Here is a 25,555-nt window from a genome sequence, read left to right on the forward strand (position 1 = left end):
CTCACACTCATCGACTGTATTTTTTTAAAGATCATTCGCTGCGGCTCGAACACCGTGTTGCTGTGTGTGCTGCAGCGAGAGGCCGAAATATACGGGCTGGACCCGCTTCGGTCAACACCTTACTTGCAATAAATCACTGAGAATGCGGTAAGTGTATGATTTTTAATAGTAAGAAAATTCACCCGCTAACGCCAGCAAGCTTTACTGCCAAATCATTTGCGGAGCAGACTATAGAAACACCGTGTAAATTGCGTACCGATTTATATATTTCACCCAAAACCAGAGCGTCCCATGCCTACTGAGCAGCAGAGTATTGTTATAGATAAGAAAATCCGCACGGCTATTATAAGACTCCACCAGCTGGATGAGGCCGAATGCGCCGAGCTGCTGGCTAGCCTGCAAAACATTAGCCTGACTGATGACATATCTATCTTGGAAATCATCGGCCTTGCCACCGCCACAGACTCGGCTTGGAAGACGCTATGTATTGGTGAATTGAAAACGCTACTAGCCCTGGCCATTGGCGACAAACACGCCACGCTAGAAGGCTGCGACTGGGTGCATCACTTTGGCCAAATGGAAGAATCCCGCCGCCGCGTGTATCGCTGTGTGGATGGCCTGATTAATATGCACAAAACTGAGATGTATCATCACTCATTAGAACTCATGTACGGCACGGAAACGCTGTACCTAGCGATGGACTTATTAAAACGCAAGCAACGCTTCTTTGACTTGGACAAGCTAGGCTTAGATATATAGCCCGGTTCATGCGTGTCTACTTGGTGTTACCTGACTATGCCTCTTGCTCAATCATCTAGGTGTAAATCGATTTCTTGAGAGTGGTGCTCGATTTTTGAATTTGTAGGGCGGGTGAAACCCGCCGTTTTTCATATTTCATTGCAAAGCTCGGCGGGTTTCACCCGCCCTACGATATTTATAATGAGTTTGAACAAGAGGCATAATCAGGTGGCGTTATATTAACTGGCTGAAATTCAATGCGACAACTATAAGTGTAGGGCCGCAGACATTTTGTTTATAAGATTTATAGAAACTCAGCAGCAACACACCCTACTGACGTACTTTTGCCACGCAACGAACGCGCACTTCTCCTAAGCTTCCCTGCTCATTGGCACTGCATGCGCGATAGCGCTCAACATATTGATTAAAATTAGCCCGAGCCTGCTCCAGTGGCAGCTGGATTAATTCATTCATATAACGGCGGCTGCCGATTTCGAAATGCTGGTAATCAATTGGCGCATCCCAATCACCACCCCAAGTCATAAAGCCATGCTGAGCAAATAGGCTGACCACCGGCTCGGTCACTAAACCGGCACGGCGTGATTTCTCAGGGCGAAGCTCATTACGGTTCAGATAGCTCTTCGCGCTTGCCGCAGGCAACACATTCAGCCCGCCATCATCTGCAAAGCTTATATATGGGTTTTGCAGCGGATTAATATCCATCGCCACGCCATAAGCATGCTTAGACCAGCTTTTGGCGCCTGTTATCGCCCGGCCATTAAATGCACTGCTATTATTGGCATTCATAGACAGCACATCATCGCCCGCAAACTGCTCCAGCGGCAAAGCCGAATTGAGTGGAAATTTAGCCTGATATAAAGCCGCGAACAAAGCATCTACCTGCGGCGCCACCACATCCAGCACCAGCATCTGCCCCTCTGCTTTTTGCCCCTTCATATCCCAATGCAAAAAACGCACTCTTTGCAAACGATCACAAGGCAGCGGATTAGCCGCCGTAATCACGCCGCGCTCTTGCAGCAACGCGCAATCAGCAGGGGTTAAGGGTGCAGAGGCTGCATACGATGCGATGGGTAAACATAAAAAACACAAAAACCGCAACAATATCATGTGTCCTAAATGGATAAAAACACCGGCATTGCTAAGTTGCAACTGGCTTACAGAGCAAATCATCATCATCCATACGTTTGCGTGGGTCAATGATAGACAGATCGCCTGAACTGGTCAGCGAAAATAGCCGCTTACCGTCCGCTGAAAACAAAAGCTCAGTCACGTATCCATGCAGTGGATATTGACCAACCGACACAGTAGAACCCACATTGGCAACGCGGACAAATGTCCCTTTATTTGCATAGTTTGGAATGGCAACGGCTAACAACTCCACCGCGCCAGTAGACACTCCCGCGGCTGTAAATGCGGTAATGCTATTGCAAAAAGGGATTGTTTTTTTTGCTGTGGGCTCAAATCCATCTGAGATAAAAATACCATCATCACTCAAGCCCCATACAGCTCCTTTTACCCCCTTAGGTGCCACTATATGTTCAAGCTGAGCGAACGTTACGTCATCCAGCGGACGCAATGTTTGTGTATCAAACACGCTTATCTGGTGGTCACTTTTATTGTGCACGTACAAGCGTACTCCGTCTGCACTAAACCACATGGGCAAACGATCTTCGATCTTCCAATTTTTATCATTTGACACAGTCAGTACTGAAAGCACTTTCTTAGTAGCAATATCCAGCACCGAAATAGTGTTGTCTTGCGTGTTGTGAACATAGGCGCGACTTTGGTCTGGCGAAAGAACTATGGCATGTGGTGCCGCACCAACGCGCACCGTAGCCACCCGTTTTGCTGCGGACAAGTCGATGAAGGTCACTGCATTTTTTTCCATGGCCGTCACCAATGCCAATGAGCTATCGCGCATCACTTGGATATCCAGCGCACCTTTCGTTGAGCATTTAAGAGAATAACAGCCCACCTTTTCTTCCGTCTGAACTGGAAGTTTCGGCCCTGCAATTCTCTTTTCTACGACTCCTTGAACAAGATCAACCACACTTATTTGATTACGTTCAAGGTCAACAACATACGCCTTCGTTTCATCTTCACTTAATACGAATGAAGCGCCCGACTCCGAAACCTTAATTACTTTGCCTCTAGCGGTGTCGGCATCCACTTGCGGGGGGCGTTGTTGCCGCTCTTTTATGATTGCTGCCTCTCTGGCTTTTTTTTCTTGAATTTCGGTTCGGGCTTTTTGCTCCTCATGCTTAGTTGTTTCCATATCTGCACGTAGCTCTTGGAGAGTAGCAACGTCAGACGCAGATAGAGCCCACCACGCCGCCAAGCCTGCCAGCAAGGGAGTAAGGGCCAGTCGCACAACGCGCATTACTTTGTTGTGGTCCGTAGTTACATGGCCAATCAAGAGCCCAACCGCTCCCCCAGCAATCAATCCTCCCACGTGCGCAGCCTGATCAGTATTGGAAACAAACAAACCCATAACTAAATTAAGGCCCACGACCTGCGCCAAGGCGCGACCAAAGCCAGGCTCTTCATTGCCCCGTTTGCCATTGAAACGGTCCATTGCGAAGCCGCTTAATAGCGCGCCGCACAGCGCCATAATCGCACCAGATGCTCCAATACTGACGACAAGGCGAATACTTGGAAGCCCTAGGAAATTCGTACCGATTGCATGACTACCAAGCCACCATGCACTCATGCAACTAGCGGAGACGCCCCCCACCAAATAAATGGCAAACATACCCACTCGGCCAAATTGGTGCTCTGTACGTGGGCCTACCATCATCAATAAATACATGTTCAGCAACAAGTGGATCAGCCCTTCGTGCAAAAACATGCTCGTAAACAACCGCCAATACTCACCGGTTAGCGTGAGCGCCGCCAGATTTCCACCCCAAGAAATTTGCTGTTCAGGACTTAACTCCCAAGGCAGACCAATAATCTGCTGGTAGCCATATAAACCTATACATGCAAGCGCTAGAACGATAGAGATGTAGGGGATTGGATAGTGGCTATTGCTGAACTCTTTTATGACAGAGAATATTTTCATACTGAAAGGCCAACGATTTTTTAGGTCGCCCTGCGAGGGCAGATCACTCAGATTCATGGTAAATCAACGGTTTATTGAAGCCGGATAATATTACACGAAGCTTTTAATTCCCTACCAATTCTTTTTGAATTCATGCTAAATATTTACTAAGACTAAAATATTTAGTAAGCAAAACACCGTAAGCAATAAAGCCTAGCCGTGTCATACATTTACCTATCAGCCTCAATCAACCACTTTTTTTCCGCCTTCAGCAAACCCAGCAAAAAGTTTGGCCACGCCTAAAACAGGACCCAAAATGCAGATTGCAATCTGAAGCAATCGCCGAGGATCCCTGCCCACCCGAAATTTACAATGGAAAATCATATCTACCCCAACTACATCACTACCCGTTTTTAGCAATAGGCCTTTTAATCAGGTTTTCCAACACTTAACACTTGGCTCGTCAAATTTTTACACCTCACCTACGCCATTAGGGTGGCTGCAAAATATATCACCGAACGCGACCGTAATAATCATGCCCCTATCCACCTTTGTGCCTGCTCTAACTTGACGGCCCAATACTTAGCAAGTCTTTCTTTTGCGAATGTACTTGTCTCAGCATGAATTATCTGACCACCGCGTTTGACCCCACCCCACCCCCAATAGGACAATGCGGCCAGCAGCCTTTCTTTAAATCATGATTGCCATTTTTTCCTCGGCACTAAACCAGCACCACAGCGCTGCTGTATACCGCCCCGTGCAGCAACAATCGCTACGGACTGATAGAGAAAAAATGCGCCATGATTAATCAGCACATATAAGTAAATTATGCAAACAAACCAAGTAGTTACAGACATCAAATCCAGTCGCCGTTACTCCATTGCACCCATGTTGGATTGGACAGACCGCCACTATAGATACTTCTCCAGACTGCTGACCAAGCACACTTGGCTGTACACCGAGATGGTGACGACTGGGGCGATTATTCATGGGGATAAGCAGCGGCATCTTAATTTTGATGAGATTGAAAACCCGATTGCTTTGCAGCTGGGTGGATCTGATCCGCTGGCTTTGGCGACTTGCGCCAAGCTGGGCGAGGGCTGGGGCTATGACGAGATTAATCTGAATGTGGGTTGCCCTTCCGAGCGGGTGCAGAATGGGGCGTTTGGCGCTTGCCTGATGGCGGAGCCGCGTTTGGTGGCGGATTGCGTAAAGGCCATGAAAGATGTGGTGGATATTGATGTCACCATCAAGCATCGTATCGGCATTGATAATGAAGAAAGCTACGACTTTGTGCGCGATTTTGTGGGAACGGTAGCTGATGAAGGCTGTAATACTTTTATTGTGCATGCGCGTAATGCGATTTTAAAAGGCTTGTCGCCTAAAGAAAACCGCGAGATTCCGCCGCTTAAATATCATTATGCTTATCAGTTAAAACAAGATTTCCCGCATTTAGAGATCATCGTCAATGGCGGCATTACCACGCATGAGCAGGCGGCGGAGCATTTAAAGCATTTGGATGGCGTGATGGTGGGGCGCGAGGCTTACCATAACCCTTGGATACTGACGCAGGTGGATGAGTTGTTTTACGGCGGCGCAGCGCATACTGCATCCCGCGTGCAAGTGATGCACGCGATGCGGCGTTTTATTGAGGCAGAAATGGCGCAGGGCTTGCCGATTCGCTTAATGACCCGGCATATTCTGGGCTTATTTCAGCATCAGCCGGGCGCTAGGACTTGGCGACGGATGTTGTCTGATTCCAAACTACTTAAAGATGCTGACTTCCAGCTGATTGAAAACGCCCTACGTGAAGTAACCAAAGGCCATCCTTAAATGAAGCAACTCGCCCTTTTACTGACCTTGATGATCCCGCCCGCATTCGCCACCGAAGTGACGCTGCTGGCAGCGATGGGCAATAAAGGCATTTTGCTGATTGATGGGCAAAAAAAGACTTTGACAATTAGTCAGCAAGTGGGCGAAGTAAAGTTGCTGGTGGTGAGCAGCGAGCAAGCTACTGTCATGATAGGCACGCGCCAGCGTCAGTTATTATTGGGGCAAGGTTATATCGCCAGTAGCAAGGCAGAGAGTGATAGTTCGGGCAGCCTTACGCTAAGCCCGGATGCGCAAGGCCATTATTTTGCCGATATTGCCGTGCGTGGCATTAGCCAGCGCGGCATTATTGATACCGGCGCCAGCTTTTTATCTATGCCGCGTAATCTGGCCAGCAATATGGGCGTGGATTATAAGCAGGGCGAGGAAAGTCGCACGCAAACGGCCAATGGCACGATTAAATCTTGGCAAATTACGATTGCGCAAATTCGTATCGGCTCCTTGCTACTTAATAATGTGCAAGCCAGTGTGCGCGATCAAGACAATGGCCCTTTATTAATTGGCAATAGTGTTTTGAATCGCTTTCAAATGAAGCGAGAGCAAGAGCTGCTTATCCTACAAAAGAAGAATTACCAATGATGAAACGCATCGTTTTAGCCAGTAATAATGCCGGTAAGGTAAAAGAATTTAATCGCCTGTTTGCTGCGCTGGATATCCAGATTGTTCCGCAGGGCGAGCTGGGCGTGGCCGAGTGCGAAGAGCCGCACCACACTTTTATTGAAAACGCTTTAGAAAAAGCCCGCCACGCCAGCCGAATTACCGGTCTGCCTGCGCTGGCCGATGATTCTGGCCTTTGCGTACATGCACTGGGCGGAGCGCCGGGTGTGTACTCGGCCCGCTTTGCGGGTGAGCCCAAATCGGATGCACGCAATAATCAAAAATTGGTCGAATCCTTGGCCGGGCAGACCAATCGCAGCGCTTATTACTATGCCGCGCTGGTCTTGGTGCGCCACGCGGATGACCCGCAGCCGCTGATTAGCGATGGCATTTGCTGCGGTGAAATCCTTGAAACTAGCCGAGGTGAGGGAGGTTTTGGCTATGATCCGCTGTTTTTGCTGCCGCAGTTTGGAAAAACCGCCGCCGAAATCAGCGCAGACGAAAAAAGCCAGATCTCGCATCGCGGCAAAGCTTTGCGTGAATTGATCGCTAAATTACAGGAAACTGCCTTATGAGCACGGCCGTAAACCAAGGGGAAACCCGCTGGGCCACATGGCTAAGAGACGATGAATCGGTGGTGTCTTGCACCGAAAAAGTAAAAGTGATGAATGAGAATCTGGATGAGCTAAAACAAATGGCTCAGGATTTACTGGAAGACGGGCTGCTGATGGAAGTATCAGAAGCTCAGATCAAAGCTGTGCTACATAGGCTGGTGGATGAGCTGCATAACCCTTATCAGAAATAGTAATTTAGCCTCGATTAAAATCAAAAAGGTCTGTAGACACAGAGAACGGGAAGAACACAGAGCGCACGGAGAAAAACGTTAGGCATTAGTCATGTCATCAGCATTACATCATTCGTAGGGCGGGTGAAACCCGCCGATTTAGACCTTAAAAACTACATAAACGGCGGGTTGCACCCGCCCTACGTAAATAACTTTGCTTGTTGAGTAATGTTTTCGTGGCAAGGCCGTTAAGCTTCTCTCTGTGTGCTCTGTGTTCTCATTGACCTCTGTGCCTACAGACCTTTTGCCCGACCTTTTGCTTTACAAGCCCGCAATACCCATAAAGAAGTGAACACCATGCAATCGATTTCCATGCCCATCGGCAAAGCTAACTGGGCGCTTTCTGCCTTACCGCCTTTGGCGCTGTATATTCACTTTCCTTGGTGCATTAAAAAATGCCCTTACTGTGATTTCAACTCGCACGCGCAAAAAGGCGCGTTGCCGGAGCAGCAGTATATTGCCGCCCTGCTGGCCGATTTAGAATCCTGTTTGCCGCTAATGTGGGGCAGGCCGATTACCAGTATTTTTATGGGCGGCGGCACGCCAAGCTTGTTTTCTGCCGAGGCGATTAATCAATTGCTGGAAGGGATTCGGGCTAGAGTGCGCTTGCACCCTGATGCCGAGATCACGCTGGAAGCCAATCCGGGCACCTTTGAGAGCGAGAAATTTGCTGGCTACCGTGCCGCAGGCATTACCCGTTTATCCATTGGTATTCAAAGCTTTAATGCCGAGCACCTTAAAGCGCTAGGGCGTGTGCACGATGATAAAGAAGCCCATCGCGCCATTGAGATTGCCCATCAGCATTTTGATAATTTCAATCTGGATATTATGTATGCCCTGCCTAAGCAAACGCTGGCCGAAGCGCTGCTGGATGTTCGCACCGCCATTGCCTGCAAATCTACGCATCTTTCGGCCTATCACCTGACCTTAGAGCCTAATACCCTGTTCCATCGCTACCCGCCTGCCTTGCCGACCGAGGATTGCAGTGCCGATATGTCGGATGCGATTGAAGCGGAATTAGCCGCCGCTGGCTTTGAGCATTACGAAACCAGTGCCTTTGCGCAGCCTAAGCGTCAGGCTAAGCACAATTTAAATTACTGGCAGTTTGGCGATTACCTAGGGATTGGGGCGGGTGCGCACGCCAAGATCAGCTTCCCAGATAAAATTATCCGGCAGATGCGCTATAAGCAGCCGACTGAATATTTGCAAAAAATGGCTGCTGGCTCGGCGGTACAAACGGAAGAGCAAATCACGCTAGAGCAGCTGCCCTTTGAATTTATGCTCAACGCCCTGCGCCTTACGGGTGGCTTTGATTTAAGCCTATTTGAAGAGCGCACCGGCTTGCCACTGACTAAAGCGATTCACCAAATTGAGAAAGCCGTTGCAGATGGATTACTCGAGCGCCAGCTTAATCATATCCAGCCCACTTTACGCGGGCAGCGGTTTTTAAATACGCTGCTGGAGCGGTTTTTGCCTTAAGCAACACCATGTATACGCCCCTATGCTTACGTTGCCACGTGGGTGCGATAAAGCAGTAGGCCCACCCTGCAAGTGTTTTGTTTCTTATAAAAACATTCTCCTAAAGAAAAACAATTTTATAAGCAGCCATTCGCTTTAATTTTTGCCATCACAAGCCCCTTGCCTTCCTCTGCAAGGGGCTTTTTTTAACCATTAATCCTCGATCAACGGCATAAGTTACCGTTCACACTCACAAATCCCCCGTTACTCGCGTGCTTTAGCTAAATCATTAAATGCTGATTAGTATTCCATATGAATAAACACAAGCACATAACGCTAAAGCCCTCGAGGTTGCCATGAAAAATCAGCTCGGATTTTCATTAATAGAAATCATGATCACCGTTGCCATCGTCGGCATTCTGGCCTCGATCGCAGTACCGCAATATTCAGACTATGTAACCCGCAGCCGCTTAGTAGAAGCGCAAAGCAAGCTCAGTGATACGCGTGTGCGCTTAGAGCAGTTCTTTGTAAATAACCGCACTTACGTCGGATTTACCTGCACTCAGGCAGCCTTAGGCAGTGAAAACTTCGGTATTACATGCCCTACTCAAACAGCAAATACCTTCACAATTTCGGCAACAGGCACCAATAAAATGACCGGATTTGGCTTTACCCTCGATGATCTTAATCAACGTACTTCAGCCATTACCGCATCAGGTTGGTCTAATCCCTCGCCCAATAATTGCTGGGTCAGCAAAAAACCGAATATTTGCTAGGCCAGCGAAAATGACTTCCTCCCTGCAAATACACAAAGGCTTTAGCCTTGTAGAAATCATGATCGTACTGGTGATCTTTGGCGTGCTGGTCGCCATCGCCATGCCGGGATTTCAAGGCTGGGTGCGTAGCACTAAATTGCGCAGCTTCGCCGAATCATTTCAAACAGCCGTACAAACCGCTAGGGCCGAAGCGATTAATCGCAATGCCTATGTAGAGCTGGTTTTAACCAATAGCGCAGTCGGTGCAGATGGCAACCGGGATGCCAATGCAGTTACGGCAGTGACAACAGGCACGGCATGGCTCATTCGTGAATGCACCGCTTGCCCCAATATTGGTACAGCGGCGCCAGCAGGCAATACCTATCCCTATATTGACGGCAAAGTTTTGGCCGAAGGCGGAAGTACTAATCCTCCTCAGCTCAATGCCAGTGCCTCTTTAATCCGTTTTGATGGCTTGGGCAGGGCTAATGCCGCATTCAATTTAATTGTGGCGGATACCTCGGCCGCTGCAACCCCTGCCAGCTGCAGCCTAGCAGGCACCGGGCCCGTTACAGACCCAGCCAGAGTCTGCATTGTTGTAGATCGGGGCGGCGGCGCACGCATGTGCCTGCCCGATGCACCGGCAACCCACCCCAGTTCTTGCGCCAGGAGCTAGAGGCCATGATTAACAAGCATATTCACACCAAGCAAGGCGGCTCCATGCTGCTAGAAGCCATGGTGGGCATCACTATTTTTTCGTTTGGCGTGCTATCGATCCTTGCATTGCAAGGTAATGCCATGCGGCATGTTTCCAGCACCTCAACCCGCACTTCGGCCATGCAGCTTATCCAGCGTGTGGATGGATTAATGCGGGTAAATCCTCGCACCGCCAATCTGGATAGTTTTCGAATGACTACGTGCACCTCAGCAACAGCCACATCCGCCGCCGGAATCTGGTCCAGAGCCGTGGCTGCACAGTTGCCAGGGGCAATATGCAATATCGCGATCGATGATGATAATGCCGCCGGGCGCACCATTCGCTGCTTTCGCCGCGCCATCGTCACCATCACTTGGCCGGTAAGACGCGGTGAAGTCACAGGGGCCAACGGTCTTGCAGATGCCAGTGGCGGCCAGCTCAATAGAGCCAGCAATGTAGCGGATATCCAGACAGTGTGGAATGACACCACCAACGGCACACTGTGCAATACCTAAAGAGGCAGACGATGCGCCAATCTCATGGCTTTGGCTTGGTAGAACTCATGGTTTCCGTGGTTGTAGCCTTGGTTTCTCTCATTTCAATTTATCAAATTTTCGGGGTCAATGAAGGCTACCGCCGCAGCAGCGTGGGCGGCTCAGGCGCGCAAATTAATGGCGGGATTGCCGTGATGCAGATACAAAAAGATGCAGAGCGATCAGGCATGGGAATCGGTGATGTTGGGGCGCTCAACTGCAATGTGGTTTCCAGAGTTGCCGGCGCAACTAACTTTCCACTCCTCCCTGTGTTAATTCAAACGGCAGGCACATCCGACAGCCTTACTTTTCTTTACGGCAGCAGCATTGTGGGCGGAGGGCAGGTGGCCCAGCTTGCAGATATCGAGCATGTAAACACAGACACCCAATTTGCCAATATATTAGGTGCCCAAAGCATTGCTACCAACGATCTGGTGATTGCATGGCAATCTGGCTTAGCCAATTGCCCCCTGTTTCAGGTGACCTGCACCAATGCAACGCCTTGCCCAGCAGGCACGCCCCCTTCAACAGATGGCTTTGCACTTGGCCATGCCGCAAACACATGGAATTCAGCCACCGTCAACTCGCCCTTTCCCGCCTCACTGAGCAAAATTACCCGGCTGTATAACTTTAGCCGTCTAAGTCGCCGCACCTACTGTGTGTACCTTAGTGGCAACACCAATGTCTGCGCAGGAGCTGGCACCCAAATCCACGGCTCGCTGCTAAGCCTAGACACACTGGATGCCACAGCAGCGGTCGATGGCGTATGGCAAGTGGTTACAGAAAACGTCATCCAGATGAAGGCTGAATATGGTTTAGACACCAATACCGACGGCGACAATATTATTAATAACGTCGATATCTGGCAAAGAGCCGCACCGGCCCAGTGGGCGCAGGTATTAGCCGTGCGTTATGCCGTGTTAGTCAGGGCGAGCAATCCGCAAAAACCCAACCGTGCCGGCACTTGCGTCAACGACAGTGCCAATAACTACACCGCAGCCACCCCTAGTGATGCATTTACGCTGACTACTGCGGCCTACTACCTTGGCTGGTCCGGTGCAGATGTGCTCACTGCCCCCACTAATGCCGACTGGCAATGCTACCGCTACAGCGTGCATGAAACCGTGGTGCCGCTGCGCAATCAAATTATCTTAAACCAACCCACCTCGGGCTTTTAAGGAAGACGATCGCATGAACACGGCACGTATTCCTTCCCCCCCGCGCCAGCAAGGCTTGGTGCTTTTTATCTCGCTGATTGTGCTGGTAATTATGACCTTGGCAGGCATTGCCATGGTCAGATCGATCACCACCAGCACTCAGGTTGCCAATAATCTGTCACTACGCCAAGGCACCACGGCTGCTGCAGATATCGCACTGGAATCTGCCCGCCAATGGCTGCTCAATGTATCAGGCACAAACCCTGCCACGCTGAATGCAGACTCTGCAGCGAACGGCTATAGCGCCACCAATACCGCCAACCCGATCAGTCCTACAGATAATACGCAGTGGCGGGCAGGCAGCGCATGGGTTTGGGTAAGTAATACGTGCACGCCCCGGCCCTGCACTCCAGTACCAATGGTACAAGCCACCAGTGCCGCCACTATTGCCAATGCAAATGGCTTTAGCGCTGCTTATTTAATTCAGCGCAGTTGCAGCAATAATGCAGCCCCTTCCTTAGTCGTTGATACGGCTGCTGGCACTGGCAATCCCTGCAATCTGATTAAGGCCTGCCCAAGCTGCTTAAAAGAAAAAACCTCTTTTAATGTGAGCTACCTGATTACGGTCAGGGTACAGGGGCCCAAAAACACAGTGAGTTTTTACCAGGCTTCCATTTATTAAAGCGAAGCCGGCCCCCGATATAGATGCTGTTTACTCAGCACCTTTGGTATTTTCATTAAGGACCAAGCATCATGAAACTCAGTCTTATTGCCTTAGGATGGCTTGGCCTTAGCGTCAGCTCCTTGGCGGCAACTCAAACCGCCGATAAGCCTTTATCTACCCTGACAACAGGCGATGTAAAGCCCAATATTATGTTTACGATTGATGATTCTGGATCAATGGCATGGAGCCATATGCCCGATAGCGTGAGCAATTGGCGCACCAGAGTGGGTTATCACAACTCAAGCTGCAATGGCGTGTATTACAACCCGGCCACCACTTACCTCCCCCCAAAAAATGCGGATGGCAGCAGCAAAGCAAATGCCAGTTACACCGCAGCATGGTACGACGGGTTTAATACAGGCACCTCAGGCGGACCGAGCAACAGCAGTACCTATAATTTATCTAACAATTTTTTTGCATATGACGGCGTAACCGGCGGGGCCAATGCCCCGCAGCAAACCGCATTTTACTGGACCTATTCCAGCAGCACGCCATCGAGCACAGACTGCAATACCTCGCTACCCTCATCAACCAGCACAACAAGCACGGGTTCTTGGACAAAAACTTTTATTCCAAACGACGGCAGTGCTGCCTCGGTAGCTGCGCGGCAAAACTTTGCCAACTGGTTTAGCTATTACCGCACCCGCATGCTGATGATGAAATCCAGCGCAAGCTTGGCTTTTGCAGATATGGATAGCCGCTACCGCATCGGATTTTCACGTATTGGGCGCTTATCAGCCAACAACTTTGCCAGCTCCGGTTTTTTAAATATTACAGATTTTGACGGCACGCAAAAAAGTGCCTGGTACACCATGCTTTTCGGCGTACCAGCAAGTGGTGGTACGCCTTTAAAAACGGCATTACAGGCAGTTGGGGAGATCTATTCAGGGAATAAAAGCGGTGTAACCGACCCTATCCAATACACCTGCCAGCAGAATTTTGAAATTTTGACAACGGATGGCTATTGGAATGCAGGGAGTGCTGATGCGGTATCTGTTGGCAACACCGATGGTAGCAGCGACATCCCCAGACCCATGCTCGATGGAGTAAACCAAGCAAATAACTTGGCCGATGTGGCCATGAAATACTTTAAGACCGATTTACGCCTCACTATGACCAATAATGTGCCAGGCATTCCCGCCTTTGGTACTGTTACAGATACAACAGGGGCAGCAGGTCGACAAATGATGCGCACCTATACCTTGGGCTTAGGGATGAATGGCACACGTAATTACGTGGATGACTACGAAACCAATACCAACGCGAGTGTTAACGACTTTGTAGGTTTAAAAAATGGCACTATCAATTGGCCAGCCATTGTAGGGGATCAATTAACCACGATTGATGATCTATGGCATGCTGCAGTGAATGGTGGCGGAAAATTCTTTAGCGCCAAAGACCCGAATGCCGTGGCCTCCAGCCTGAAAAGCGCACTGAACGATATCAGCTCCCGGCTAGGCTCGGTAGGTGCCCCGGATGTATCCAATGCGTTTATGACTGCGGCGGACAACAAGGTTTACAACAGCAGCTATAAAACACGAGATTGGATAGGCGATGTGTCCGCCAAAAGCGTTGATGTGACCAGCGCAACCTTTACCACTACTGCGCTCTGGTCAGCACAAGATTTGCTCGCCGCACGCAATATGGTTAGTAACCCTCGAAAAATCTATTCTTGCGCAAGCACATGCACCAGTTTCACCCCTTTTGACGCGGCCACTTACGCCGGTAATGCCTCTATTACTGCTGGGGTTACCAGCTTAAAAACAGCCAATTCGCTCAATACCGCCCAGCAGGCTGCCATTGATGGCACCAAGCTCGTGAACTATTTGCGAGGCGATCAAAGCAATGAACCCAATACCGCCAATCCAAGCACCACGGCGGTAACGGCTCTTTTTCGCCAGCGCACCAAGATTCTTGGCTCGATTATTCATGGTGGGGTGAACTACGTTAAAAAATCTGATAAAGCTTATGCAGACGCTGGATATGGTGAGTTTTCGCGCACTAATTTAACGCGCCGTGCCATGCTTTATTCGCCCGCCAACGATGGCATGCTGCATGCCTTTGATGCCAGCACGGGGGAAGAAGTCTGGGCATTTATCCCCCCAAGCCTGCTATCTAGTCTATGGAAGCAAGCCGATAGAAATTATGATAGTAACTTTCAGTATTTTGTAGATGGATCCCCGACCATTGCTGATATCTATACAGGAAGCGCCTGGAAAACCATTCTGGTAGGCGGCTTACGTGGCGGTGGCGGCGAATTTTACGCAATCGATATCACCAACCCATCTGCCGCTGCCCCCGCAGCACCTTTATGGAGCTTTAAAGACAGCCGGCTAGGCAAAACCTATGGCTTTCCTGTGGTTGGAAAAATAGCGGGGCAATGGAAGGTATTGCTTAGCTCCGGCTACGATAACAGCGATGGCAAAGGTTATGTTTTTGTTTTAAATGCTACAACAGGGGCGCTGGAAAAAACCTTCACCACCACGTGTACCGCCGCAGATGGCACTTGCGGCGTATCAAAAATTGGTGTGCTCTTTACCGAACCCGATATCGACGACACCATTAAAATGGCTTACGCAGGTGATTTAGCAGGCAATTTATGGCGCTTTGATGTAACAGGTGCAGAGGGTAATGCAGTGCTTGCTGCCACAACAGGCACCAGCGCACTCCGCCAGCCCATCAGCTCCGCCCCGCTGATTAAGGAAATGACCGCTTATAAAAACAGCAGCGGCATTGCTTCTCATTACGTGAACTTTGGAACAGGGCGCTTTTTAAATCAAAACGATATGAGCACCAGCGATACGCAAACGATATATGGCTTATTAATTGATCCAAGCTTAGGATCAATCGATTCAAGCTTTAATAACTTGCGCTCGTCCGGCTCTTTAATTGAGCTGGTTCTTGATAAAACCTGCGATAAAACCATTAAAGACAATCTAAATGGATCAGTGACTTCTTTGGATGGAATTGATGGAGCGAGCTTATCAAGTAACTGCCCCGCCTCTGTTGGAGGAAACTCTATTGATGACTTTAAGAACACCGACAATAACTTTGACACCATTACCTTAAAAAGAGCGGCTAACTCTGCCTTAGGCAGTGATTTAACAACGTGCAAAAGTAGCACCAAGGGATGGCGAACTAATTTGCCGATTGCTAAAGAGCGTATTCCTAACGACCCCTTTCCTTTTGATACCTATGGAGTATTTAGCTCTATCGTGCCGGGAGGAGACTCCTGCACGCCTGGCGGCGTTAGCCGTGAATACAAAATGCCGCTTAATTTGAGTAAAGACTGGTTGTGTGCCAACCCATCAACCAATGTATTTATCAGTGTGGGTAAAAATAAAGGAGGCACGCTTTCAGACGACCCATCGCGCCGAGTCTCAGTTACCACCTCTAAATTCGACAGCATTAAAATCAATGCAGATGGCACTGGCTCTGTGGATGCAGCAAGGCTGGATCTTAAAGTAAAAGGAAAGCGCTCTTCCTGGAGTGAAATCGTTCGCTAAGCAAACATTGGCAGCCCATTGCAGATGGGTTGCCAATGTCATTTACGGTAGCGTAATGACGGTAAAAGTACCAAAGTTGACGTAGCGTTTTAGCAACAAATATTAGACATTAATAATGTTATTTTAAATCTACCCAATCCCCCTCCATTCTTCCTCCCCGTATTTCCCCTTCTTTAGCCCTCCAACAATCACGCAACTGTTTAAAACTGACACTTCCAAATAGAAATTACCGTTCATCAGAAAAAAACAGCCGCCGATAAAATGCTATAAGAACTTCAACCGACTAGATAAATGCCGCCTATGTAAGCATTATGCCGATCCAATATGTTAGGAAACGATAATGCGACTTTCAGCTGGTTTTACCCTTATAGAAGTAATGATCACCGTGGCGATTATTGGCATTTTGGCGTCGATTGCTGTGCCAAGCTATCAAGACTACGTCACCCGCAGCCGACTGGTTGAAGCACAAAGCAAGCTAAGTGAAACGCGGGTGCAGCTTGAGCAGTATTTTATGAATAACCGCAGCTATGAAAAATTCGACTGCAAAAGAGATGCAACCGCAGCAGAAGGCTTCAATATCACCTGCAAAGACCTATCAGCAAATACGTACACCATCATTGCTACAGGCACAAGTAAGGCCAGCGGCTTTACGTTTACACTCAACGATCAGGGCATCAAAGCCACCACAGCAGCCCCAACCAGCAAAGGCTGGACAACATCAGATAGCTGCTGGGTTAGCAAAAAGTCTGGCTGCTAATCATGGAACTACGCCTTCCTCAAAGCTGCCAGCAGGGCTTCACCCTGATCGAGCTAATGATCACGCTGCTTATTTTTGGCGTTTTATTATCATTGGCCGGGCCACCGTTTCAAGCATGGGTACGTGGTACTCAGCTCAGAACCTACGCCGAATCATTCCAAAGCGCCGTGCAACTTGCCCGGGCAGAGGCAATTAAGCGTAATGGCTATGTGGAGCTGGTGCTGACTAATGATGCCGTTTCGCCAGCCATTTCCGCCAGCGTCTCAGCAAACAACAAAGGCACAGCATGGCTCATTCGTGCCTGCCCGGATTGTATCAACCTAGGCAGTGCACCCACAGTAGCAAACCCAAGCTACCCCTTTATTGAAGGGAAAACCGTGACTGAAGGTAACTCCACCCAATTTAAGCTGGCAGCAGACCAATCGCTGCTGCGTTTTGATGCGCTGGGCCGCGCCAATCGCTCGCTTAGCCTTATCGTCAGTGCAAAAGAATCTAAGGTAGCAGATTGCCGTACAGCCCCCGCCGAGAGCAACACCATTAAAAGCCCGGCAAGAATTTGCTTACTCGCTGACGAAGGCGGCAATACGCAGCTTTGCCTGCCTGACGCGCCTGCAAAAAACCCTGCAAGTTGTATGAGGACCGCCAAATGAGCACGCTTCATTCTCAACGTGGATCGATGCTGCTTGAATGTTTAGTTGGCATCAGTATTTTTTCCTTTGGCGTGCTGGCTCTTAGTGCACTACAGGCTAATGCCATGCGCCACGCCAGCAGCAGCAGCACCCGCACCACAGCGACCCAGTTAATTCAGAGATTAGATGGTGAAATGCGCAGCAACATCACAAATTTAAGCGCCTTTCAAATAGAAAAAACGAAATGTAAAGATGCAGCACCCAGCTCAGATGCCGCAAAAAGGTGGGCTCAAGCCGTATCAGCAAACCTTAGTGATGCCACTTGTTCTGTTGCTATTCAGGCAAACGATGCAAACAGCACACCCTGCTCCCGCAGAGCCACCGTGTCCATCAGCTGGCCAGTACACAATGGCGCAAAAACAGCAGCAGCTACGGGCGAAAATAAGGGGCTCAATCAAGCGGTCACCACGATAGATATCCCGACAATTTTAGAAACCAACGATCCTCTGGAAACAAGGCATTTACGCTGTGGACTATAGAATGCGCCCCTCTCTTGGCTTTGGCCTGATCGAAATCATGGTCGCAATTGTCATTTCGCTCCTCGCCTCTCTTGCTATTTACCAAACCTTCAGTACCAGCGAAGGCTTTCGCAGATCAACCTTGGGCAGTGGCAATGCGCAAAGCAGTGGCGGCATTGCTATTATGCAAATCCAAAAAGATCTGGAGCGTTCTGGCTATGGCATCGGCTCAAGCCGCGCACTGAACTGCAATGTGGTTTCACAAAATGCAAACTACACCAACTTTCCCCTCGTTCCTGTACGCATCACATCTGTGGCCGGCGGCTCTGATCAGATATCTCTGCTGTACAGCACATCACCTGCAGGGGGCATGCCAGCCTTGTTTGGCGAGGGGACTACACATACCAATAATGATGATCAATTCGTCAATATCTTATTAGCAAGCCAGTTCCAGACCGACGATTTAGTCGTGGCATGGCCAGACCCAGGTAAACAAGCACAAACTGCCTGCCCCTTGTTTCAAATTACCTGCACCAGTGCTGATTGTGTAGGTGCGGGCACACCTGCTGCAGGTAAAGACTTTTTGCTGCGCCATACCGCAAATGCACTTTGGAATGGCACGGCAGTCAATCAGCCTTTCCCAGCCTCTCTGCCAATGAACACCACGCGCTTATTTAACTTTGGCACGATGGTTCGCCGCAGCTATTGCGTGTATTTAGCCGGCAACCCCAACCAATGTGCTCAAGCCAGCAATAAAACGGATGGTAGTTTGCTCAGCATGGATGTGCCAAAAGATAAAGCCGTTGATGAGAGCAGCTGGACCACCACAACAGAAAATGTAATCCAGCTCAAAGCGCAATATGGTTTGGATACCAACACTGACGGTGACAATATTCCCAACAACGTCAGCAGCTGGACCAACACCACCCCCGCCAATCTTCAAGGATGGCAACGGCTGATTGCTATCCGTTATGCCGTGCTGGTACGAGGCAACTACCCCGAAAAACCAAACCGAGATGGTAGCTGCAATGCCACGGCTGCTGATGCCAAATTTTCCTGGGCTGGTGGCGATTTCAATCAGCCAACTAATGCACAACCCAGTGACACTAGTTGGCAGTGTTACCGCTATTCCGTGCATGAAACCGTAGTGCCACTACGTAATCAGCGGCTCATCAATCAGCCTAATTTAATCAGTACATCTGCGCCGTAAAGCATATGCCCAATAATCCATTGTATAAACGAGCTCCAATGCCCCCTAAAGCCCTAAAACACAAGCAAAAAGGGCTAGTGCTGCTGATTTCATTGATCGTATTAGTGGTCATGACCTTAGCCGCCATTGCCTTAGTCAGATCCATGATGACTAGCAACCAGGTTGCCAATAATCTAGCCCTGCGCCAAGGCACCACGGCAGCCGCCGATGCCGCACTTGAAAAAGCACGATTTTGGTTGGTGGATCGATCATTGCAAGCGCCTGCTGAGCTCAATAATGCTTCAGATGACAATGGCTATAGCCCGAAAAACACCATCACTGGTATCGATGGCAGAGAATTGCCAATTACCATCACCCCCATAGACGGCAATAAATGGCGTGCCAATGTTTCGTGGGTATATGCCAACCCCAGCAAGGGTAATGCCCCCCTATCACGTGCCGATGAAGACAAAGCGGTGAATTCTAACGGATATAAAGCTGCCTATTTTATTCAGCGTAGCTGCGCTACTGCGGGGCAAAAAACACCAAATAGAAGCGCTTGCGACTTACAAAAAATGTCGCCAAATGAGCCAGAAGGTAATTCTGAGTACCAAATGATTTACAAAATCACCGTGCGAATTGAAGGCCCCAAAAACACCGTTAGTTTTTATCAGGCCACGCTGTTTTAAGCATTTGAGGTAAAACCATGAAAATTATTGCACTTAGTATCTTAGCTATCAGCTTAAATAGCCTGGCAGCCCAAACGGCAGACAAACCGCTCTCCACACTCAGCGCGGGCGACATTAAGCCAAATGTTATGTTTATTATTGATGATTCAGGCTCGATGGCTTGGAGCTTTATGCCAGACAGCGTTGTTCATTGGCGTAATAGCGTTGGCTACCATAATTCACACTGTAACGGCGTGTATTACAACCCTAAGACCAGTTACCTCGCCCCCAAAAATGCCAATGGCACCGATATGCCAAATGCCAGCTTTACTGCAGCATGGTATGACGGCTTTAGCAGCGGCAGCACGGCAACCCACAATCTTAGCAACGGATTTTTTTCCTACGATAGTGTTGGCAGTGCAAACAATGGCAATTCGTACAAAGAACCTGCATTTTATTGGCAATTCAAATCCACCACATTGCCATCAGAAGAGCAGTGCGGCTTAGCTTTAAACCGGCCTGGCTCTAGTTGGGAAAAAGTACTTATCCCGCAAGACAGTAGTGCAAAATCTGCAGCAGAGAGGCAAAATTTTGCCAACTGGTTTAGCTATTACCGCACCCGCATGCTGATGATGAAATCCAGCGCTGGCGCGGCTTTTTCCAGCATTGGTGACCGATATCGAGTGGGGTTTTCCTCAATCAACAATCTGACAGCAAGCAGATACGGCAGTGATCGTTATCTCAATATTAATAACTATGCCAGCTCACAAAAAGCGGCTTGGTATGCCATGCTCTACGGCACCTACCCCGGTGGCGGTACACCACTTAAAACAGCGCTAAATGCAACCGGAAAAATCTATTCCGGTCAGCTCCCTTCAGGCGTAAACGATCCAATGCAGTACACCTGCCAGCAAAACTTCACCATCCTCACTACAGATGGCTACTGGAACAGGGGCAATAATGCAGGTATTGGCAAACAAGATAACGCCAGCAACATCCCTTACCCGATGAGGGATGACAAAAATACAAGTGAAACACTGGCAGATGTGGCCATGTACTACTTTAAAAATGATATTCGCTCTTCAATGACCAATAACGTGCCAGGAGTCGAGGCTTTTGCCGGTGCCGAAAAAGGGCGCCAAATAATGCGTACCTATACACTAGGCTTGGGGATGGATGGCGAGCTTAAAAGAAGTGATTACGAGCCGCTGTCTAACAAACGCGTTCCCTGGCCCTTGGTAGTTGGAGACTCCAAGACCACCATCGATGATTTATGGCACGCTGCCGTTAATGGCGGGGGTGAATATTTCAGCGCAAAAGACCCCAATGCCGTAGCTGCAGGAATTTCCAAAGCCCTCAGCGATATTGAGGCAAAAACAGCCTCAGTTGGGTCTGCTGATGTATCCAGCTCGTTTATGAGCCCTGATGATCGCTCGATTTTCGCCAGCTCGTTTAAAACCATTAGCTGGACTGGCGATGTGCAAGCCCGCAATCTTAATTTGGAGACCAGTGCATTAGAAGGCGTTACTTGGTCTGCAAACACAAAACTGGGGGAGCTAGGCCATGCTAAACGAAATATATATACCTGCACGCCGAGTGCCTGCACCAGCCTGACTGACTTCAACGATGAAAACGCCTCCCTACTCGGCACCATGGCAGCGGGTGTAACCGCGCTTCAAACCAGCAATGGCACGTTGACCCCCGCGCAAAAAGCACAGAATACAGGCCAGGCCCTGATCAATTATTTACGCGGAGATACCAGCAAGGAGATCAAGCCTGATACAAAGGCAGCAGACTCTTTATACCGTGTGCGAGCTGGCATCTTAGGATCGGTAATTCATGGCGGCGTAAGTTATGTGAAAAAACCGAATAAAGCCTATAGCGATGCAGGCTATGCTAATTTTGTGCGCAGCAATGCCACCAGAAAGGGCGTGGTCTATGCCCCAGCTAATGACGGCATGTTGCATGCCTTTGATGCCGAGACAGGAGAGGAAAAATGGGCATTTGTTCCACCAACAGTGCTTCCTCAACTCTGGAAGCTTGCAGAACGCGCCTATACCCATGATTTCAAATACTTTGTCGATGGAGCCCCCACCATTGCCGATATCAAAGTTGACGAGGTCTGGAAAACAATTCTGATTGGCGGTTTAAGGGGTGGTGGCGGTGAATACTACGCACTGGATATCACCGACCCAAGCAAAAAACCAATCCTATTATGGAGCTTCAGTGATTCACGGTTGGGCAATACCTATGGCTTTCCTGTCGTAGGGAAGGTAAACAACATCTGGAAAGTATTACTCAGCAGCGGCTACGACAATGCAGATAATAAAGGCTACATTTTTTCCCTGGATGCCGCGACCGGCAAGCCAGATAAAACCTTTACCAGCAGCTGCAGCAACAATACCGGTCTGTGTGGTTTATCTAAAATTGGCGTTTTATTTGAAAATAGAAACGTTGATGACACCATTTTAATGGCCTATGCCGGTGATTTAGCGGGCAATTTATGGCGCTTTAACCCCAAAGATGGCAGCAGTGCCTTAGTTGCTAAAACCGGGCTGGATAAGGAACCACAAGCGATCACCACCGCTCCTGTAATCAAAGCCACGGAATACAAAACCAGCTCCAACAAAGCTATGCATTATGTGACCTTCGGAACCGGCCGCTATTTAAACCAAGCCGACCTCTCCAGCAGCGATACCCACACTTTTTATGGTTTATTAGTAGACCCTAGCGCCAGCACTATAGACTCTGCTTTTACAGCATTACGCAGCTCAACAGCATTAACCGAGCTACAGTTCAAAAAGAATGGTGGTGACATCGAACTAACTCGTAACGGAGATGCCAGCGCGGTTGACACTCCAGCAGCACTATTGGCATGCCGTGAAAAAAACAGAGGCTGGCGGGCCAATATGTTTGTCAACAAAGAACGCCTTTCGAACGACCCAATGCAGCGAGGAGAAAAAGCGCGCTTTTTCACCACAGTTCCAGATGGAGATGCCTGCACGCCAGATGGTAAAAGCAGACAGTATTCATTACCAATGGAAATCAGTAGCAATTGGATGTGCTCTAACCCCAAAATCACTCAATCCATCACTGCAGGCGAGGATGCATTTGGCAAGGCACATGAAGATCCAAAACAGATTCCATCAGTGACAACTCCTAGTGACGGCGGCAATAAGGATGGTGACAGCCTCGATATTGGTTCAGAAGGGGACCCAAAAAAAGGGCAGGCACTCCTCAGACCGCGATTAAAAGGCCGCCGCTCGGCGTGGACAGAGATTGTGAACTAAAGACTTAAAACCTAAAGTGGTGTGCACGCCTTGCACACCACTTTTGAACTCAAAAACAACAATATTTTTTACAAACTATAATCAAACAATCTTCGACCAAAGATAAATTTAATAAGCCCAAACCCTGATACAAATAGAGAAATTTACTAAGCCTTAGACCCAATTGCTTTTTTATCTGCCCTTGTACTCTAACAGCACACACTAAAGCCTAAAAAAACGATAAATCCTTTCATAAACAAAAAATCATACCGTTAAGCAAAAAATTAAATTACACACTAAAAATAAAATTTGTGTCGAAGATTGCTATATTGCAATCAATATCGTTTAATCTGCCTATATTGGTTTAAAAGTTTCAATCTATTGGGCAAAACAGCCCTTAAAAAAAAGTAAAGGAGTATGCAGTGGAACGAATCAACTTCAACGGCAAAGCCGCGCGAAAAGTCGCAGGCGGTTTACTGCTGCTAGCAACGATTATGTTGACGGCTTGTAATGGATCCTCAGGCGATGGAAGCTCAACGCCAACGCCAACGCCTGTTCCCAATGCATCTGCAGTGGCAACAAAAATCTTGGTGTCCACAGATAAATCGACCGGTGTCAAAACAGGAGGCACCGATGAAGCAACTCTAACCATTCAAGCAATTGATAAAAATGGCGGAGCAATTAACGGCGCGTTAATTAATCTCTCAACCACTTCGGGTGTATTAAGCTCCTCGGGGATAACTACGGGGACTGACGGCAAAGCAACGGTTAAATTTAATGCTGGTGACGATAAAAACAACCGGGTTGAAAGTATTACTTTAAGTAGCGGCACTGCTGCCACCAATAATCTATTCACCACTGCGTTTCCAGTAAAAGTGATTGGTAGCACGGTTTCTATCACAACCACTGCAAACAGCTTGGTTTCAGGCAAAGAGACTCAGCTGGAAGTCTTAGTGAAAGATGGTAATGAGCAATTGATTGATGGGGCAAAAGTTAACTTTAGCAATTCCGGAAGCGGTAGTGTGACCTTTTCTGCTCCTGAAGTAACAACGGTTAATGGCGGCAAAGCAACAGTCAAAGTGACTGGAGCAACAGCAGGGCTGACCACCATTACAGCAACGGCACTCGGAAACACCAAAACTCAAGATTTAACCATTACCGGCACCAGTGCATCCAGCTTCCGAATCAGCTCTCCGGATGCGTCTCGTTATGCTCTGAGCACAAATACTGCATTGCCAATTACGGTAAATGCACCAGGCAGTAGCACCGTTGTGTTTGCAGCCACACTGGGCACTTGGCCCAATGGAAAAACCACACTGGAAGTGCCTGTTGTTAATGGCAGTGCAAGTGCAACCTTTAGCTCATCCAGCACAGGCATTGCTACAGTGAGTGCTTACGATAAGACCAAGCCATCGCAATCTAGCTCTATGTCTGTTGCGCTCACAGCCAATGTTGCCAATGTAAGTGCTGTAGATGTTTCAGTACAAAGCAAAGCATCTATCTTAGCTCCTAGCGCTGGCACCCAGCAAAACACGACTTTAATTACTGCAAAAGTGACAGATAAAGCTGGGCAGCCTGTTGGCAATATTCCAGTCGCTTTTGATATTTCACAATCAACTGGTGGCGGCGAAACGGTCTCCCCTGTAGTGGTCTTAACCAGTGATGGTACAGATCCTAACAAACCACTCGGCGTTGCAGAAACCACCTTTACTTCCGGCTCACTGCCTAGTGGACAAAGCAGCAAGTCCGTTGGCGTACGTGCCACAGCACTGTTAGCCAATGGTGCGACTCAGCCTTCAATTGCATCTGCACAAATCACTATTGCAGGCGGAGCAGGATCAATCTCGATTGGCCAAGCCAGTAAAATTGGCTCATCCGCAGATAACACGCGTTACCAGTTATCCATGTCCGCCATTGTTGCAGATGCTGCAGGTAACCCACCACCAGTAGGCACAGAGGTGAATATCTCGGTATGGCCACTGTACTTTTCAACCGGTAGTGGCTGCGCTTACGATAAAACCTTTAAAGCTGAAGATACCAATGAAAACTTGATATTAGATGCGGGTGAAGATGGTGTGATTAGCCAAGTGGATAACATTACCTTCCAACTTCCCCTTACCAGCGCGAGTGCGCCATATGTACCAAAACCGAGTATCAATAGCAAAAATGGCAAATTGGACCCACCACCAGCTGCTGCAGGCACTGTTCCTGTAAAAGTTAAAACCGAAACGGACGGCAGCGCACCATTTGTCTTTACCTACAATAAGTCTGATTCAATCTGGACTGTCGTACGTATGCGGGCAAGCACTAAAGTACAAGGCACCGAAACTGTTTCCGAGAGTATTTTCCGCCTGTCTCCAACCAAAGAAGATGTGGATTTACCTAAAACCTGCTTTATTTCAGATTCAAAATATAACGCCATAGTGCCTTAATTTTTGACATCGCTTTAACAAACAGCCACTTAACTGAACTGACCCCAATTAGTTGGACAGTATAAAAACTAGGCGCTCAAGGGCTGGGTTCTGTATTGCACAGGACTCAGCCCTTTTAACTTCAACTTGATTC

At 48.7% G+C, this 25,555-nt stretch carries 21 protein-coding genes; 19 read left to right on the forward strand and 2 right to left on the reverse strand.

Features of this window, described 5'->3' with window-relative positions; genetic code table 11:
• Nucleotides 1–291 precede the first annotated feature (291 nt).
• Nucleotides 292–759, forward strand: coding sequence for a hypothetical protein (locus tag ACFQNF_RS10260; RefSeq protein WP_380187901.1), 468 nt, complete (start codon nucleotides 292–294; stop codon nucleotides 757–759).
• Between the two features lie 309 nt (nucleotides 760–1,068).
• Here ACFQNF_RS10260 and ACFQNF_RS10265 read toward each other — a convergent pair whose 3' ends face one another.
• Nucleotides 1,069–1,779 carry a M15 family metallopeptidase gene (locus ACFQNF_RS10265; RefSeq protein WP_380187902.1) on the reverse strand — a complete coding sequence of 237 codons (711 nt, stop codon included), beginning with the start codon at nucleotides 1,777–1,779 and terminating at the stop codon, nucleotides 1,069–1,071.
• A 118-nt stretch (nucleotides 1,780–1,897) separates the two neighbouring features.
• Nucleotides 1,898–3,877: a rhomboid family intramembrane serine protease gene (locus ACFQNF_RS10270; RefSeq protein WP_380187903.1), complete on the reverse strand. Its 1,980-nt coding sequence runs from the start codon at nucleotides 3,875–3,877 to the stop codon at nucleotides 1,898–1,900.
• A 750-nt stretch (nucleotides 3,878–4,627) separates the two neighbouring features.
• On the opposite strand from ACFQNF_RS10270, the gene dusA reads away from it, so the two are divergent.
• From dusA to ACFQNF_RS10360, 18 genes are all read left to right on the forward strand, one after another.
• The gene (gene dusA / locus ACFQNF_RS10275) at nucleotides 4,628–5,632 is read left to right on the forward strand and encodes a tRNA dihydrouridine(20/20a) synthase DusA (protein WP_380187904.1); all 1,005 of its coding nucleotides are present in this window, start codon (nucleotides 4,628–4,630) and stop codon (nucleotides 5,630–5,632) included.
• Nucleotides 5,633–6,268 carry a retropepsin-like aspartic protease family protein gene (locus ACFQNF_RS10280; RefSeq protein ID WP_380187905.1) on the forward strand — a complete coding sequence of 212 codons (636 nt, stop codon included), beginning with the start codon at nucleotides 5,633–5,635 and terminating at the stop codon, nucleotides 6,266–6,268.
• Nucleotides 6,265–6,861, forward strand: a complete 597-nt coding sequence (gene rdgB, locus ACFQNF_RS10285; protein ID WP_380187906.1) for an RdgB/HAM1 family non-canonical purine NTP pyrophosphatase — start codon at nucleotides 6,265–6,267, stop codon at nucleotides 6,859–6,861. The genes ACFQNF_RS10280 and rdgB overlap by 4 nt, the downstream gene beginning before the upstream one ends.
• Nucleotides 6,858–7,091 (forward strand): hypothetical protein, encoded by a 234-nt coding sequence (locus tag ACFQNF_RS10290; protein ID WP_046350236.1) that lies wholly within the window; start codon nucleotides 6,858–6,860, stop codon nucleotides 7,089–7,091. Before rdgB ends, ACFQNF_RS10290 begins: the two co-directional genes overlap by 4 nt.
• Before the next feature lie 336 nt (nucleotides 7,092–7,427).
• A complete protein-coding gene (gene hemW, locus ACFQNF_RS10295) occupies nucleotides 7,428–8,609 on the forward strand; it encodes a radical SAM family heme chaperone HemW (RefSeq protein WP_380187907.1) in 1,182 nt (393 codons plus the stop codon).
• A gap of 335 nt (nucleotides 8,610–8,944) precedes the next feature.
• Nucleotides 8,945–9,364, forward strand: coding sequence for a type IV pilin protein (locus tag ACFQNF_RS10300; protein WP_380187908.1), 420 nt, complete (start codon nucleotides 8,945–8,947; stop codon nucleotides 9,362–9,364).
• 10 nt (nucleotides 9,365–9,374) lie between these two features.
• A complete protein-coding gene (locus ACFQNF_RS10305) occupies nucleotides 9,375–10,019 on the forward strand; it encodes a GspH/FimT family pseudopilin (protein WP_380187909.1) in 645 nt (214 codons plus the stop codon).
• Between the two features lie 5 nt (nucleotides 10,020–10,024).
• The gene (locus ACFQNF_RS10310) at nucleotides 10,025–10,555 is read left to right on the forward strand and encodes a type IV pilus modification PilV family protein (protein WP_380187910.1); all 531 of its coding nucleotides are present in this window, start codon (nucleotides 10,025–10,027) and stop codon (nucleotides 10,553–10,555) included.
• 11 nt (nucleotides 10,556–10,566) lie between these two features.
• Complete coding sequence (locus tag ACFQNF_RS10315; protein WP_380187911.1) at nucleotides 10,567–11,751, forward strand: PilW family protein; 1,185 nt, start codon at nucleotides 10,567–10,569, stop codon at nucleotides 11,749–11,751.
• A 13-nt stretch (nucleotides 11,752–11,764) separates the two neighbouring features.
• A complete protein-coding gene (locus ACFQNF_RS10320; protein WP_380187912.1) occupies nucleotides 11,765–12,412 on the forward strand; it encodes a pilus assembly PilX family protein in 648 nt (215 codons plus the stop codon).
• 71 nt (nucleotides 12,413–12,483) lie between these two features.
• The gene (locus tag ACFQNF_RS10325) at nucleotides 12,484–15,960 is read left to right on the forward strand and encodes a pilus assembly protein (protein ID WP_380187913.1); all 3,477 of its coding nucleotides are present in this window, start codon (nucleotides 12,484–12,486) and stop codon (nucleotides 15,958–15,960) included.
• 340 nt (nucleotides 15,961–16,300) lie between these two features.
• Nucleotides 16,301–16,717, forward strand: a complete 417-nt coding sequence (locus ACFQNF_RS10330) for a type IV pilin protein (RefSeq protein ID WP_380187914.1) — start codon at nucleotides 16,301–16,303, stop codon at nucleotides 16,715–16,717.
• A 2-nt stretch (nucleotides 16,718–16,719) separates the two neighbouring features.
• Nucleotides 16,720–17,367, forward strand: coding sequence for a GspH/FimT family pseudopilin (locus ACFQNF_RS10335; RefSeq protein WP_380187915.1), 648 nt, complete (start codon nucleotides 16,720–16,722; stop codon nucleotides 17,365–17,367).
• Nucleotides 17,364–17,885 (forward strand): type IV pilus modification PilV family protein, encoded by a 522-nt coding sequence (locus ACFQNF_RS10340; protein WP_380187916.1) that lies wholly within the window; start codon nucleotides 17,364–17,366, stop codon nucleotides 17,883–17,885. Before ACFQNF_RS10335 ends, ACFQNF_RS10340 begins: the two co-directional genes overlap by 4 nt.
• 1 nt (nucleotide 17,886) lies before the next feature.
• Nucleotides 17,887–19,074, forward strand: a complete 1,188-nt coding sequence (locus tag ACFQNF_RS10345) for a PilW family protein (protein WP_380187917.1) — start codon at nucleotides 17,887–17,889, stop codon at nucleotides 19,072–19,074.
• A gap of 38 nt (nucleotides 19,075–19,112) precedes the next feature.
• Nucleotides 19,113–19,742 carry a hypothetical protein gene (locus tag ACFQNF_RS10350; RefSeq protein ID WP_380187918.1) on the forward strand — a complete coding sequence of 210 codons (630 nt, stop codon included), beginning with the start codon at nucleotides 19,113–19,115 and terminating at the stop codon, nucleotides 19,740–19,742.
• A gap of 17 nt (nucleotides 19,743–19,759) precedes the next feature.
• Nucleotides 19,760–23,011, forward strand: a complete 3,252-nt coding sequence (locus ACFQNF_RS10355; RefSeq protein WP_380187919.1) for a pilus assembly protein — start codon at nucleotides 19,760–19,762, stop codon at nucleotides 23,009–23,011.
• Nucleotides 23,012–23,412: 401 nt separating this feature from the next.
• Nucleotides 23,413–25,422 carry an Ig-like domain-containing protein gene (locus ACFQNF_RS10360; RefSeq protein ID WP_380187920.1) on the forward strand — a complete coding sequence of 670 codons (2,010 nt, stop codon included), beginning with the start codon at nucleotides 23,413–23,415 and terminating at the stop codon, nucleotides 25,420–25,422.
• Nucleotides 25,423–25,555: the final 133 nt, after the last annotated feature.

Source organism: Iodobacter arcticus, assembly GCF_042664895.1.
Lineage (GTDB): Bacteria > Pseudomonadota > Gammaproteobacteria > Burkholderiales > Chitinibacteraceae > Iodobacter > Iodobacter arcticus.